A 13,311-nucleotide genomic window follows, 5' to 3' on the forward strand; every position below is an offset into this window, starting at 1 on the left:
TTGGCTGGTTCAGATAACAGGATCTGCCGCTGAGCTACTGGTATTTGACGACAAACCAGCCATCTCCTAGAGCTGACCAGCGCCGTAGCGTATGCGGATCTTCGAGTCCACCGAGAAAGGAGTCGGGCAATTCTCCCGGCGGATGCCATTCCAACCAAACCCCCTGTTCTTCGCCGGCTAACTCTAGTCGAACGCCTCCGGCGTGCGAACGTTCGATTGAACTGGCGCGAATGCCCGGCGAGATCTCCGGAGTTGTCATCAGCATTAGCATGGTGGGCCGGGCGATGGGGTAGGCCATGTATGGGCCCCACGGTTCCCGCTCGCCATCGCGACGAGGCCAGTCGGCTTGAAGACGGCCAGTCGCCGTCATGCAGTGCGGTAGCGCCGTCTGCAGGCGATACCGATAACCGCTCCAAACGAGCTCCTGCACATTGACGAAAAAGCCGAGCCACGCACCGGTCAAAGTGATCGTCGCCAGCCAACAGCGCAGATTTCGATAGCCGCGAGGTCCAACGAGGATGGTTCCCCAGGCAATCGCCAGGCTCAGCCCACCAACAGACAGCAGCCAGGCCATCAGGAAGCAAGCGTTCGGCGAAGCTCTCGCGGCGCCGGCATGCGACATCTCCCCTGCCGGATCAGCCATTCGCCAAGCGACCAGCGCGTTCCAGCTGGCGCCGCCATCGGCTTCGAGCAGGATCCAGCCGCCTAGGACGAGCAGCGACATTGCGTTCACTAGCCACAACCAATAAGGACCTGCCGCCAACCACGATCTTTCCCGCGTTGCCGTTTCTCTCTTGCTTCGGCTCTCTTGAGTATTGTTTTGAATCGCGTACATGACACCTCCATAAGGAGGAGGATCGTAGATGCAAAGTCGATGCCGAATCGCACTTCGCGTCACATTGCAGGGACTTCTCCACCGTTTCTTTACGGTTTTGACCTTGTGAAAAAGGTACTTTTTCTTGCTTGCGGCTTCGATTGTCGAAGCGGCGATTTTATCGCACGATGTCGGAAAAAACGCGCCGGACGACGAAAATTTCGACACGCGGTCGCTCCCTTTTCCGGTCCTACGATAGGCGCCGTCGGTTACAATGAAACCTGAATTTGCGCCTACCAAAGCACTGTTCGAAATTTGACACAGCCCGACGGAAACCTCTTCGTCTTCCTTACTTGCCAATTCCTCTTTAGCTGCTGTCCTGCCATGAGCCATTTCGCTAATCGCCGCTTCCCCTTGCCAGCTTTCCTGACCGTGATGTTGCTGGGATTGGCCCTGGGGCCGGTCTACGAATGTCGGGCCGCCGAGCCCGGCGAAAGCGACCAGGTGGCCAGCAGCGACTTGCAGTTGACCACGCCGCAGATGCCTGACGACCTGCAAGGCGCCGCGCGTGATCTGAACGAGCGAATGAGCGCTGGCGTCGACCCCGTCGATAACGCCGCCGTCCATCTGGTGCGATTGTTGGGCGACGGCGTGTTCGACCCGGGTCTGAAGGAGCAATCATTGGCGATGCTGGGGGTCGAATCGCTCGGCCAGGCGCCGCCGCGGTTCGTTTATTTTGAAAGCTTTATTGCGAGGGCTGCGCCGCAAGATGGGCAACAGCGTCAAGCGCTTTTGACGCGACTGACGAAGCAGTTTCGGGCGGCGAACGGTGCGCATTGGCAAAGTAAGGATTCTCCGGAACTCGCTCAGTACCTGGCCGCCAACGAAGCGGCGCTGGATGAACTGGTTCGCATTTCCAAATTGCCGGAGTACTACGCCCCGATCCTGACGATCGAGAAGCCGCCGACGCTGCTTGGCGCGTCGTACGCGATCGAACGGCGTATCCCTTACCTGGGACAATGCCTGGCGATTCGCGCGACGCACCGGATGGCGGAAGGAGAGTTTGACGGCGCGGTCAGCGACCTGATCGCCTGTCACCGGTTGGCGAATTTGCTGGCCAAGGGGTCGCCGCTGGACGTTTCGCTCGCCAAGGCGCACTGGACCGACGCGTATGCGTTTCAGGCCGAATGGGCAATGTTAGCGAGCGGCAAGTTGACCGCCGATCAAGCCAGGCAGTTGCAGAAAGCGATTCAAGACCTGTCGTCGATCGCCGCGGCGGAAACTGCCGCCGATGTTGGCGAACGGTTGATTGTGCGGCAAGAGATTGAAGCGATGGCGCAACATGATGAAGCGCTGTATGCCTTCTTCGACTGGACGCCGGCTAAACATGCCGAGCAGTTGAAAGCGCTGCGCGACGCCAAGATTGATTGGAACCTGGCCCAGAAGCGAGCCAACGAAGTTCAGGACGAAACGGTCTCTACCTTATTGATGTCCGACAGCAAACGGCAGAACGAGGAGATCGAGCGTCTCAACGAAGAGCTGGATCAATGGCGGAAGCGAACCGACGCCGACGAGACGACGTTGCTCGAAGCGCTCCAGGCCGATCACGCCGCCGGCAGCCGCTGGATCGGCGAGGCGGTCGCCTTGGCGCTGCGAACCAACATCTGGCAGCGTCTCTGCACCGACCGCCGCGGGCGCGTCCGCCGTGATTTTGTCAGCGTCGGCTTGGCGCTGGAAGAGTTCCACCGTCGCCGCGGCTACTATCCCGCGGCGCTCGCCGATCTGTCGCCCGAGATTTTGGCGTCGATCCCCAACGATTCCCACTCGCAAAAGCCGTTCGAGTACGTCCGCAAGGATGATCAACACGCTGAGCTGATCTGCTGGGGGACCAACCGGCAAAACGACGCCGGCCGTCTCTTTGACGACGACCTGATTCTGCAACTGGGCCAATAGCGGCATCGTCGATTGCGACGGCGAGCGGAATGCCGGCTTTGTGGCGGAAGTCGGCGACCGTATCGATCGAATCGACCCGAATCAGATCCTCGGCCCACAGGATGTCGTATTGCTGCAATTTCTTCGCGATCCGCAGCGCCACCGGCAGTTGGAAAAAGCCGTGGCCGTCGATCATCAACTCGATCGCATTGCCCAGCGATTCGCGAATCGCCTTAAACGGCGCCAGGCCTTGTTCGATATCGGCGTCGGAGACGTAGACCGGGCCGTTCGGTTTGTGGGCGGCGAAATCGAGCGGCCAGGTCTTCAGCCCGCTATACCCGGCTCCTAGCAACTCTTGCGCGAGCTCGACCGGCCGATGGACGATCGACCAATAGCAGTCCGTTGATTTTCTCGACGGACTGCGTGATCGCATGGATGCGATCCCAAAATAGCGACGTAAGTCGTTATTTTGGGAGCCGCGAAGAGCTACGCTCTGAGCCTGGCGAGGTTGAAAAATGCCACGATGGCATTTTTCAACAGGCAGATAGTCATTCAGCGGTCCTGGGTTCCCCATTGGGCCATGTCCCGGCCAGATATGCGTTGCCTGCGACTCGGCCTTGGCGCCCTTACGAGGGACCGCCGCAGCTGTTGTACGTCTTGATCGACTCCTGAACGCAGCCGCCCAGCAGTTGCCACACCGGTAGATTGACCGACTGGCCGAAGATGTCCCACAGCGCGAGGTCAATCGCCGAGATCGCTCGCAACTCGGCGCCGCGCGAGCCGAAGTTGGTCGTTCGCTCGAAGAGGAACCGCCAATGTTTCTCGATCTCCAGCGGGTCTTTACCCAGCAAATCGTTACAGGCGATATGACCTCATTAGCGGTCGCTACTGCTCAGCGGTTTTCCGTTGGGCCGCAACCAGCCAGAACGCTAAAGATTGAAGAAAACCGCTCTAGATTGTGCCGCATGCGCGAGCACCAGAATTCACGTTTCCTATGGTTGGAAGCCCCTGCTAGTGCTGCTCGGTGCGGTCATGCCCAACGCTCTCGGGCTGCTTCCTCTGGGCGAGAAATGGCCGGAAGTACCACTGCTTCAGCGCCGCCAAGCCCTTGCCGGTGTCGTGCGCCGCGATCTGGGCGCAAGGGACCAAGAACAGGGTCACAATCGTCGCGAACATCACGCCAAAGGCGAGCGACGCCGCCATCGGGATCAGGAACTGGGCCTGCAGCGACTTGTCGGTCAGCAGCGGAATCAGTCCGACGAAAGTCGTGATGGAGGTCAGCATGATCGGGCGGAATCGACGAGCGCCCGCTTGCAGCGCCGCCTCGTGCAGAGTCGACCCTTCGGCCCGCTTTTGATTGACGTAGTCGACCATCACCAGCGTATCGTTGACCGCCACGCCGGCCAGGGCCAACATACCGAAGATCGAGAGGTACGACGGCGTGATATCCATAAAGATGTGCCCGAGCAACGCGCCGATGATCGCAAACGGAACCGCCAGCAACACGAAGAAGGGCTGACCAAGCGACTTTAGCGCCACCGCCAACAGGCCGTACAGCACAAAGGCGAGCAACAACGCGCCGAGGATCGTCTTCCGCTGCGCGTCTTCCGCCTCGGCGACATAACCGACGTATTGATACGTCAGGTTGTGCTCTTGGCAGAGCTCGGTGATCTTGGGGGAAAGTTCGGCGGCGATGCTAAGCATGTCGACCGACTCGTCGACCGGCGCCGCGCCGCAACGCAAGATCTCGGCGCCATTCTTTCGTTCGACCGACGAGGGCGCCTTTGTGAAGACGATATCGGCGACGGTGGCCAACGGCACGTCGGCTCCGCGCGGAGTGCGAATCCGCATCCGCTCGAGCGTGTGCAGCGTTTCTCGCTGCGCCAGCGGCAGACGAACCATGACGCGGATGCTGTCGACGCCGCGTTGCATCCGCTGCGCTTCTTCGCCGAAGAACGACTGGCGAATCTGCTGGGCCAGCAGTTGTTGCGTCAGTCCCAGTTCCGCCGCCTGCGGTTTGAGCCGCAGCTCCAGCTCATCTTGCCCGTAGTTAATGTTGGCCCAGGTCGTGCTGAAATCTTTGTACTGCTCTAGCAGGCTTTTGATCTTCCGGGCGACCTCCGCTTTCTCGGGCGACATCGGTCCGCGGAGTTCAATGTTCAGGTTTTGATTGTCGACGTTGCGGTCGCGGTTGATGCTCGAGTCGGAGCGGATCCGAAACTCGGTCGCTTCCGGAATCGGGCCGACCAGTTCGTTCCAGCGAGCCGCCAGGTCGCTATTCTTGGGGCCGTCCGCACTACGCAGCGATGGCGCCAAGACCTCAAACGAAATCGAGCCGCGCGACTTGTCGAAGTCGCGATGGATGCGGGCCGCGCCGACCAGCTTCGAGATATTCCGAACCAGCGACTCGCCCGTTTCTGGATCGACATACTCCTTTTGCACTTGCAGCAGGGCGTTCTCGATCCGGGTCATGTAGCGGCCGGTCATTTCCAGCGACGTGTCGTCGGGCATGTCGAGCTGGGCCGAGATCCGCTGCTGTTCGACCGACGGATAGGCGATAAACTCCATCCGCCCGCTCAGGCAGTAGCCCGCCATCAACAACATGCCCGCGACGAAGGTCGCCAGCACCGAAAAGCGATGTCGCACGGCAAAGACCAGGCAAGGCTGATAGACGCGTTCGACAAAGTACTCGAGCCCGTCGGCGATCTTCGTCTGCAGGCGGGTGAGTGGGTTGTTGTGCGGAACGGGGCGGAGGTGCTTTAAGTGGGCCGGCAAGATCAACTTCGACTCGATCAGCGAGAACAGCAGGACCGGCGCGACGACCGGCGGAACCTGCGACGCAAAATCGCCCCAACTGCCGTCAAAGAACATCAGCGGAACGAAGGCGACCATCGTCGTCAACGCGCCAAAGGTGACCGGAGTCGCCACTTCGTGCGTTCCTTCCACCGCGGCTTCGAGCGGGGTCATCCCTTCTTTCATTTTCGAGTAGACGTTTTCGCCGGTCACGATCGCGTCGTCGACTACGATCCCGACCACGATGATGAAACCGAACAGGCTCATCACGTTGGCCGTCACGCCAAACCAGGGCATCAGCATCACGCCGCCGGCAAAACCAACCGGAATGCCCGCGACAATCCAAAAGGCGAGACCCGGGCGCAAAAACAGCCCCAGCAAGATCATCACCAGGATGCCCCCTTGGACCATCGACTCGATCAGCGTCGAAAGCCGGCCGCGGATCTCAATCGACTCGTCGTCCCAGATGAATAGCTCAATCCCCTCCGGATAGCGGGTGCGGGCGTTTTCGACATACTGGTGGACCTTGTCCGAGATGTCGATCGCGCTCTCTTTGCCGGTCCGCAGGACTTCGACGAACAACGACGGTCGCCCATTGAACTCGACGATTTTTTGTCCTTCTTCAAAACCGTCGGTGATGCGGGCCACCTCTCCCAGCAGAATGTCGGAGCCGTTGGTCGAAAGGATCGGCACCTGCGAGAACTCTTGTTCCGAGTAAGCCTGACCGCGGGTGCGGACGATGAAAGTGCCGCTGTCGCTTTCTATTGAACCGGCCGGCAAGTCGATTGAGAACTGCTGAATCGCGCTGGTCAGATCTTGCAGGCTCAGACCATAGGCCAGCAGCTTTTCGGTGTCGACCTCGATGCCGATTTCGTATTCGCTGTCCCCTTGCACCTGCGCGCGGCTGACGCCGGGCAGTGCGGTAATGTCTTCCTGTACCTGGCGGGCCACCTCGCGCAGTTCATGCGGACTGAGATGCCCGGTCACCGCGACGCTGAGCACTTCCCACCAGTTCGACGAGTCGGGGATCTGGATCGTCGGACGCTCGGTCTCATCCGGAAAGGTGGTGATCGTGTCGATCCGCGCTGTGATGTCGTCGAGCAGGGCCCGCAGGTCGGTCCCTGGTTCGGCGTCGATAAAGATGCGGGCCGAACCCTGCGATCCGCTCGAAAAGATGTCGCGGACCCCTTCGACCCCTTCCAGGGCTTCTTCGATCGGAATCAGGATCGCTTGCTCAACGTCTTTGGCCGTACCGCCGCGATACGACATGTTGATGAAGACGGACTCGAAGCTTCGCTCTGGCGAGACCTCGAGCGGAATCTGATAGTACGCCACGTATCCGCCGGCGACCAAGATCGCAAGCATCATGAAGTTCGCGGCGATTCCGTTTGTAGCAAACCAGCGGATCATGGGCAGTCGTTAGTTAGCGGCGCTCTTGTCGTTTTCGGCCGCGGCGGAATCGGCGACCGTCATCGGCGTATCGGCTGGAGGAATGATCTCGATCTTGGCGCCCTTCGGGGTGAAGGTCATCGGCGTCGTCGCCAGCCAGGTCGATTCAGGAATCGCCGCCGCCGGAACGATCACGTTCGTCTCGTCCGACCACAGCGCCTCGATCTTCATCGGCAGCAACGTCAGATCGGACTGGTTGACCAGCACAATCTGATCCAACTCGCGAACCGCCCCGCGAGGCAGCGCGATCACCTTCTCCAGCACTTTGCCCTCGACAGCCGCAATCACCGGCTGACCGATCCGCAGCGGCGGCATGCCGGTGCGACGACCAAACGGATTGTCGACCCGGGCGATCGCAAACACATCGCGCGAGTCTTGATCCAAGACCCCCTCAGTACGGACGATCTTCCCTTGCCAGATCGTGTCGCCGGAAGCGTGAATGGCGTCCCGCAACTTGACCGAAAGCGGCGCGTCGTCGGTAAACTCCGGCAAGTGCAGATACTTCCGCTGATCGCCAGAAATGGGGAGCCGCACTTCGACGTAGTCGATCGCAAAGACGTCCCCCAGCGGCGAGTTCGAGCCTGCCATCTGTCCCAGGCCGATCAGTTTGGTCATCACGCGGCCGTCAAATGGGGCGACGATCTTGGTGCGGCTCAGATTCAACTCGGCCTGCTCGACCGACGTTTCGGCCAGGGCGACATTCGCTTCGGCTTGTTCGCGGCTGGCCGACGCCGATTCGACTTCTCCTTGCGAAACGGCGTTCGACTGCACGAGCCGCAGTTTGCGTTCTTCGACCAGCTTGGCGAGCTTCAGTTCGGAGATCCGCGAGTCGAGTTCCGACTTGGCGATCGCCAGCGCCGTTTCGTAATCGCGGGGATCAATTTCGACCAGCACGTCTCCCTGGCTGAAATAGGCGCCGACTTCAAACGCAGGGCTGACCTTCACCACGGCGCCGGAAACCTGCGACGTGAGCGTCACCTGGTTGTGCGGCTGGACGACGGCATGCGTTTTGACGATCACCGGGTAGTCGACCGTCTTCATTTCTTCGACCCGCGAACGAAGCGCCACCTTGCGGGCGGTTGGCTGTGGCGGCCGTTCTATCTTGTCGGCCAACCATTGAAAGCCGAACCAGCCGGCGGCCAGAATCGCGCACGGGATCGCCAGCCGAACCATCACGCCCGCAAAGTGCAGTAATCGATTGGAAGAGCTTGCCATTGAGGAAAATTAGCCGGTTAGTCGGTCGGGTTGTTATCGAGGATTGGGGTTGGGGACGCCCAGAGGAAGACCTGCGGCGGAGGCCGATTCTTTCCATTCTATTCGCCCCCAAAAAATAACCGCCCGAAATTCGGGGGGGCGCCCCAGCAAACGTGCGGGCGGCCGTGACGCGGCGTGGTTTCGCTTACCGGTGAGGCAGACTTTAACGCCGCAGGTGTGGTAAAGGTGTCGAGCTTTTCGGGCCAAATGCAAATTATTGTACGAATTGCGCCAGTTTCTCCGATGGTAACAGCGAAGCGATTTGATACGAATGTTACCGATTTTTCGAGATTCTGGATGCGACGCGTCAGCCAGCCGCCTAAACCGATCGCTTTCGGCCTCCGCAGCCTTCGCCTGGGGCTCGTTTGGGGCGTGTTGCTCTGCATCGGTTGCACCAGCCCCCGCCAATGGGTTGCCAACGGGTTTAAGGTAGGGCCGAACTACCAGACGCCGTGCGCCCCGGTGACGCACGACTGGATCGACGCCGACGACAAACGGGTGCTCGACGACCCGGTCCAAGGCGCCGACTGGTGGGCGACGTCGTTCAACGATCCGGTCCTCAACGAACTGGTCGCCGAAGCCTACAACCAAAACCTGACCGTCCAGCAGGCTGGCGCTCGCATCATGCAGGCTCGCGCCCTGCGCCAGATCGCGATCGGCGGCCTCTTCCCGCAGCAGCAAGCCCTGGGAGCGTCGTACTCGCACAACCTGACGACCGGGGCCGGATTCGATCGGCACTTCAGCTCTTGGAGCGGATCGTTCGGGCTGGCATGGGAAGTCGACTTCTGGGGGCGTTATCGCCGCGCGGTCGAAGCGGCCGACGCCGATCTGGACGCCGCCGTCTTTGAGTATGGAGACGTGGTCGTCACGCTGGTCGCCGACGTCGCCGCCACCTACATCGATATCCGTACGCTGCAGACGCGGTTGGAACTGGTCAAGTTGAACGTCGAAAATCAACGGCAGACCTACGACATCACGGAGATCCGTTTCAAGAACGGCGAGTCGAGCGAAGTCGACGTGCAGCAGGCCAAGTCGAGCCTTGTTCAGACCGAAGCGCTCGTTCCGCAGGTTGAGACGACGCTGCGGCAATCGCAAAACCAACTTTGCGTGTTGCTCGGCATGCCGCCGGAAGAGATTCTGGAGTTGCTGGGCCCCGGAAAGATCCCGACCGTCAAGTCGGAAATCGCGCTCGGCATTCCGGCCGCGTCGCTGCTGCAGCGGCCCGACGTTCGCCGCGCCGAACGTCAACTCGCGGCCCAGTCGGCGCTGATCGGCGTCGCCGAGTCCGATCTCTACCCGCACATTACGCTGTCGGGAACGGTCGGCCGCCGCGGGAATCAATTCAAAGAGCTGTTCCGCAGCGGTTCGGGGTTTGGTTCGGTCGGTCCCTCGCTTGACTGGAATATCCTGAACTACGGCCGCATCTTGGGTGACATCGAGTTCCAAGAGGCCCGCTTCCAGGAGCTGCTGGTCGTCTACCAGCAGTCGGTGCTCGTCGCCAATCAGGAAGCGGAAGACGCGATTGTGCAGTTTTTGAAGTCGCAAGAATTGCTCCGTCTGCAACTGGAAGCGGCCGAGGCGGCCGACAAGACGAACGAGTTGATCACCCTGCAGTACGCCGAAGGGGAGGAAATCGACTTCAACCGCGTCTTCAACGTCCAAAACACCAAGACGCAGCAGGAAGTCGCCGCCGCTACCGCCAAAGGAAACGTCGCTCAAGGTGTGGTCGCCATCTATCGCTCACTCGGCGGCGGCTGGCCTTCGCCTTACCTGGGCCAACCGCTCGGCGTGACGCCGGAGCCGGCCGGTGAAGAGATCGAACCGCCCGCAGGGGAGGAAATTCCGATCGACGAAGTGCTCGAAAACCCGGTCGACGAAATCCCCAACAATCGAGTCGACCCGCTGATGCTGGAACCGATGAACGACTAATCCGCCGTCCTACCGCGCCGCGCCGGTGGCGTTCTGTAAGAAATCTCCCAGAGTGGAGAGATGGAGCGGCGATTTTACGCCAGACCGATCGACCGCCGGTGATGCGTCGCCGCCATAGCCCCAATGCTCGGCGATTTTCCGCTGCAGGAAGTCGGCGCTGCGGCGAAGTTCGCTAAAGATCGCGTCGTAGTCGTTCAGCCCCTTGCCGATTTCGCCATGCGCCAGTCGCATCGATCACCCCATCGCAGCCGAGAACGTCGCGGAAAACCGACCGTTCGGCTTCCTCAATTGCCGGCGGCCAACCAACTAGCTGGAAGTCGTAAGCGGCGCTTTTGTGAGTTGCAGATCGATTTCATTGGCGCCAGGATTCACTTCGTAGAGGAGGAAGTCTTCGCCGTAATATTGAGTCGGTACCGGCGAGGTCGCTTCCACCGCAATTGGCTCCCGCGGTTCAACTCCGACAGGAGAAATGCGAACCTGATGTTGGCCAAGCTTGGCGCCTTTGTCTTGTGAGGTATAGCGAAGTTGATACTGACCCGCGGCGTTGGTGACGCCGTAGCTTTCGCGTCCGCCGGCATCGGGGCTAAAGGTGACCATCACCTGACTCAGCGGTTGACCATCCAAGGTCACCGTTCCGGAAACGAAACCGAGATTCTCGCCACTCCCTCGACTGCAGCCGACGGCCAATACGAGCGCGGAAAGTAACAGAGTCGAGCGGACCTGCCAGCTTGAGCTGCGTTGCTGTTTGAAATACATCTCGCTTGTTCCAATGCGGTGGATCGTGAAGGGAAACGAATGCGAGGTCATGCGACGTCGCATTGGCATTTGCTTGAATGACGTGCGGCGGAGACGCTAGAAACTTCCGACGACGTTCCCATCCGCGCGATCCGCCAGATTCTCGGTCGTCGCTCCGTCGGTCGTTTCGGCGAGGAAATGAACCGATCCGTCACCGAATAGGAACTGGGCGCCGCCAGGATGGTGCGAACTATACGCGTTGCGGAACGTGCCGTTGATCCGCCGAGCGGTGGTGTTGGCCAGCGATTCGGAGAGAACGCGAACGACCGAGTCATTGCCAGAATACCCGCTGCCGTTGTACATGCCGATCCAAACGGCCGCCATTCGATCGACGCCGTCTCCCAAGTCTCCGTAGGTGACTTCTCCGATCGCCAACGTGTTGGAAGTGCCATCGGTGATGTCGCGAAATTTTACATGACTACCGCCCCCGAATAGCCCCGTTTCAGCACGAAAACAATAGCCGCGATACCAACCGCTGGGACAATCGCTGGGCCCGCCGGAAGTCGCTCCTTCGTTGAACGAGCCGAAGACGCCCTTGTAGTTGGAGGTGGCCGGAACGTCCGCCGCGTCAAAGGCGTTCTTCTTGAATCTCGCGTTGATGTCGGGCGCCGGGGAAGACGGGCAGAGGTAAACCGGAAGTTTGGTCTGCGACAGCTCGACGAAATTGGGAATAGACGCATAGTTTTCCAGGCGGTTTTGGGTCACGCCCAACGCGTCATGCATCGCGTCTTGCTCGACAAACGGCAAGATCAGCGATCCCCAACCCCAACCAGGCTTGCCAAACCAACCGGCCGATGTCGTATACGGAGCGCGCACGGCTGCAGGCGGCAACGAACCATAAACGTCGTGATAGTTGTGCAGCGCCAAGCCCATCTGCTTGAGGTTGTTGCGGCATTGCGACCGACGGGCCGCTTCGCGGGCTTGCTGCACGGCGGGTAGCAGCAAAGCGATAAGAACGCCAATGATGGCGATGACGACAAGCAGTTCGACCAGGGTAAACGCCCGACGGAACGACATCGCCCGAGAGTACTTCAATGAACGCATCTTCCGGATCCCTTATGATTTTCGATGACGAAATGGGTTCCCAGGAAAATTGGGGCGTCTCCTGAGATCTATGGCGGCAATGATGGAGCGCCAAACGCGTCGATCGCGTAGTTCGATCCGAATTCGACAGATTCAAGGTTACTTGCGCGAGCTCTCCCCCTTTTGTGCAAAGGAGACCTTTTTATGCCTGATTGAGACGTAAAACGGCCATTTCAGAACAAAATCGCCGAATTCTCGAGCGGGGAGTCGCCTAGTTTGGCGCCCGCATGACCGGATAGCGACGTTCGACTTCTCGGCGGCGCGTCTGACTCGGAGAGACGCCAAACTTCTCTCGATAGACGCGGGAAAAATGAGATTGCGATTGAAAGCCGCAGGCGAACGCAATCGAATTCACGCTCATCTCGCTGTGCAAAATCATCTGGTGGGCGCGATCGAGGCGCAGTTCGAGATAGAACTGGCCGGGACTGATCTGCAGATGCTCTTTGAAGAGCCTCGACAATTGTCGCGACGAGAGAGAGACGGCGGCCGCGAGTTCGGCGGTGCTCAACGGCTCTTCGATCTCGGCCTCCATCATTTCAATCGACTTCACCAGCTTGTTGTGGTGAATGTCCCAGCGGTCGGTCGTCTTCAGACGCTGTCCCTCAGAGCCGCGCCGGATCCGCTCGTGCATGAAATGCTCGGCGGCGCGAATCGCAACATCCCGGCCATGTTCCGCTTCGACGGCATGCAAGACCATGTCGATGCCGGCGGTTCCGCCAGCGCAAGTCACCCGATTCCGGTCGAATTCAAACAGGTTGAGGGTCAGTTCCGACTTTCGAAATCGTTCGCGAAATGCAGACGCGTTTTCCCAGTGAACCGTGACCCGGTAGCCGTCGAGCAAGCCGCCAAGCGCCAACACCTGCTGAGCCGTATCGACGCCGCCGAGCAAGCTTCCTTGGCTCGATAGCCAGCGGAGTTTCGAGAACAATTCGTTGGTCCCAAACCGATCGGGCGTCGTTCCCCCAATCACCATGATCGTTCCTGGAGGCTCGGTCAGATCGAAGAAGTTGTCGGCGACACAGACTTCGATGCCGTTACAGTCTTTCGTCGGTTTGCCGTCGAGCGACGTCAGGTTCCAATCGTACTTGCGGGGAGCATAGCGATTCGCTACCCGCAGCGCTTCGACCACCGAAAAAAATCCGATCGAAGTGAATTCGGGAAGCAGCAAGAACGTGATCGGATTGCGGAGCGTGAATGGCGAGTCCGTTCTGGCGTCCTGAGATTTACGAGAGCCGAGCACAAATCGCTCCCCTACGTGATAC

General features: G+C 59.9%; 10 protein-coding genes and 1 pseudogene. 2 read left to right on the forward strand and 9 right to left on the reverse strand.

Features of this window, described 5'->3' with window-relative positions; translation table 11 throughout:
* Positions 1-34: 34 nt before the first annotated feature.
* Positions 35-724, reverse strand: a complete 690-nt coding sequence (locus Enr8_RS08970; protein ID WP_146430628.1) for a hypothetical protein — start codon at positions 722-724, stop codon at positions 35-37.
* A gap of 474 nt (positions 725-1,198) precedes the next feature.
* Between Enr8_RS08970 and Enr8_RS26100 the strand changes: the two genes are divergently transcribed.
* Positions 1,199-2,767 (forward strand): hypothetical protein, encoded by a 1,569-nt coding sequence (locus Enr8_RS26100; protein WP_146430630.1) that lies wholly within the window; start codon positions 1,199-1,201, stop codon positions 2,765-2,767.
* A 76-nt stretch (positions 2,768-2,843) separates the two neighbouring features.
* Here Enr8_RS26100 and Enr8_RS26105 read toward each other — a convergent pair.
* The 4 genes and pseudogenes from Enr8_RS26105 to Enr8_RS08990 form a co-directional block, all read right to left on the reverse strand.
* Positions 2,844-3,320: pseudogene (locus Enr8_RS26105) on the reverse strand (enolase C-terminal domain-like protein); the annotation flags it as partial.
* Positions 3,321-3,372: 52 nt separating this feature from the next.
* Entirely contained in the window at positions 3,373-3,597 is a 225-nt protein-coding gene (locus tag Enr8_RS08980) for an enolase-like domain-containing protein (protein ID WP_222434826.1), read from the reverse strand.
* A 160-nt stretch (positions 3,598-3,757) separates the two neighbouring features.
* Positions 3,758-6,949, reverse strand: a complete 3,192-nt coding sequence (locus Enr8_RS08985) for an efflux RND transporter permease subunit (RefSeq protein WP_146430633.1) — start codon at positions 6,947-6,949, stop codon at positions 3,758-3,760.
* Between the two features lie 9 nt (positions 6,950-6,958).
* Positions 6,959-8,203: an efflux RND transporter periplasmic adaptor subunit gene (locus Enr8_RS08990; protein WP_146430635.1), complete on the reverse strand. Its 1,245-nt coding sequence runs from the start codon at positions 8,201-8,203 to the stop codon at positions 6,959-6,961.
* 336 nt (positions 8,204-8,539) lie between these two features.
* Between Enr8_RS08990 and Enr8_RS08995 the strand changes: the two genes are divergently transcribed.
* Complete coding sequence (locus Enr8_RS08995; protein WP_186767530.1) at positions 8,540-10,171, forward strand: efflux transporter outer membrane subunit; 1,632 nt, start codon at positions 8,540-8,542, stop codon at positions 10,169-10,171.
* A gap of 9 nt (positions 10,172-10,180) precedes the next feature.
* Here Enr8_RS08995 and Enr8_RS26110 read toward each other — a convergent pair whose 3' ends face one another.
* The 4 genes from Enr8_RS26110 to Enr8_RS09015 all read right to left on the reverse strand — a co-directional run bounded on the left by Enr8_RS26110 (position 10,181) and on the right by Enr8_RS09015 (position 13,289).
* Entirely contained in the window at positions 10,181-10,402 is a 222-nt protein-coding gene (locus Enr8_RS26110) for a hypothetical protein (protein WP_246120013.1), read from the reverse strand.
* Positions 10,403-10,477: 75 nt separating this feature from the next.
* Complete coding sequence (locus tag Enr8_RS09005) at positions 10,478-10,978, reverse strand: carboxypeptidase-like regulatory domain-containing protein (protein ID WP_222434827.1); 501 nt, start codon at positions 10,976-10,978, stop codon at positions 10,478-10,480.
* 45 nt (positions 10,979-11,023) lie between these two features.
* Positions 11,024-12,010: a DUF1559 domain-containing protein gene (locus Enr8_RS09010; protein ID WP_146430643.1), complete on the reverse strand. Its 987-nt coding sequence runs from the start codon at positions 12,008-12,010 to the stop codon at positions 11,024-11,026.
* 250 nt (positions 12,011-12,260) lie between these two features.
* Positions 12,261-13,289 carry a GlxA family transcriptional regulator gene (locus tag Enr8_RS09015; RefSeq protein ID WP_146430645.1) on the reverse strand — a complete coding sequence of 343 codons (1,029 nt, stop codon included), beginning with the start codon at positions 13,287-13,289 and terminating at the stop codon, positions 12,261-12,263.
* Positions 13,290-13,311: the final 22 nt, after the last annotated feature.

The sequence above is a fragment of the Blastopirellula retiformator genome (assembly GCF_007859755.1).
Classification (GTDB): domain Bacteria; phylum Planctomycetota; class Planctomycetia; order Pirellulales; family Pirellulaceae; genus Blastopirellula; species Blastopirellula retiformator.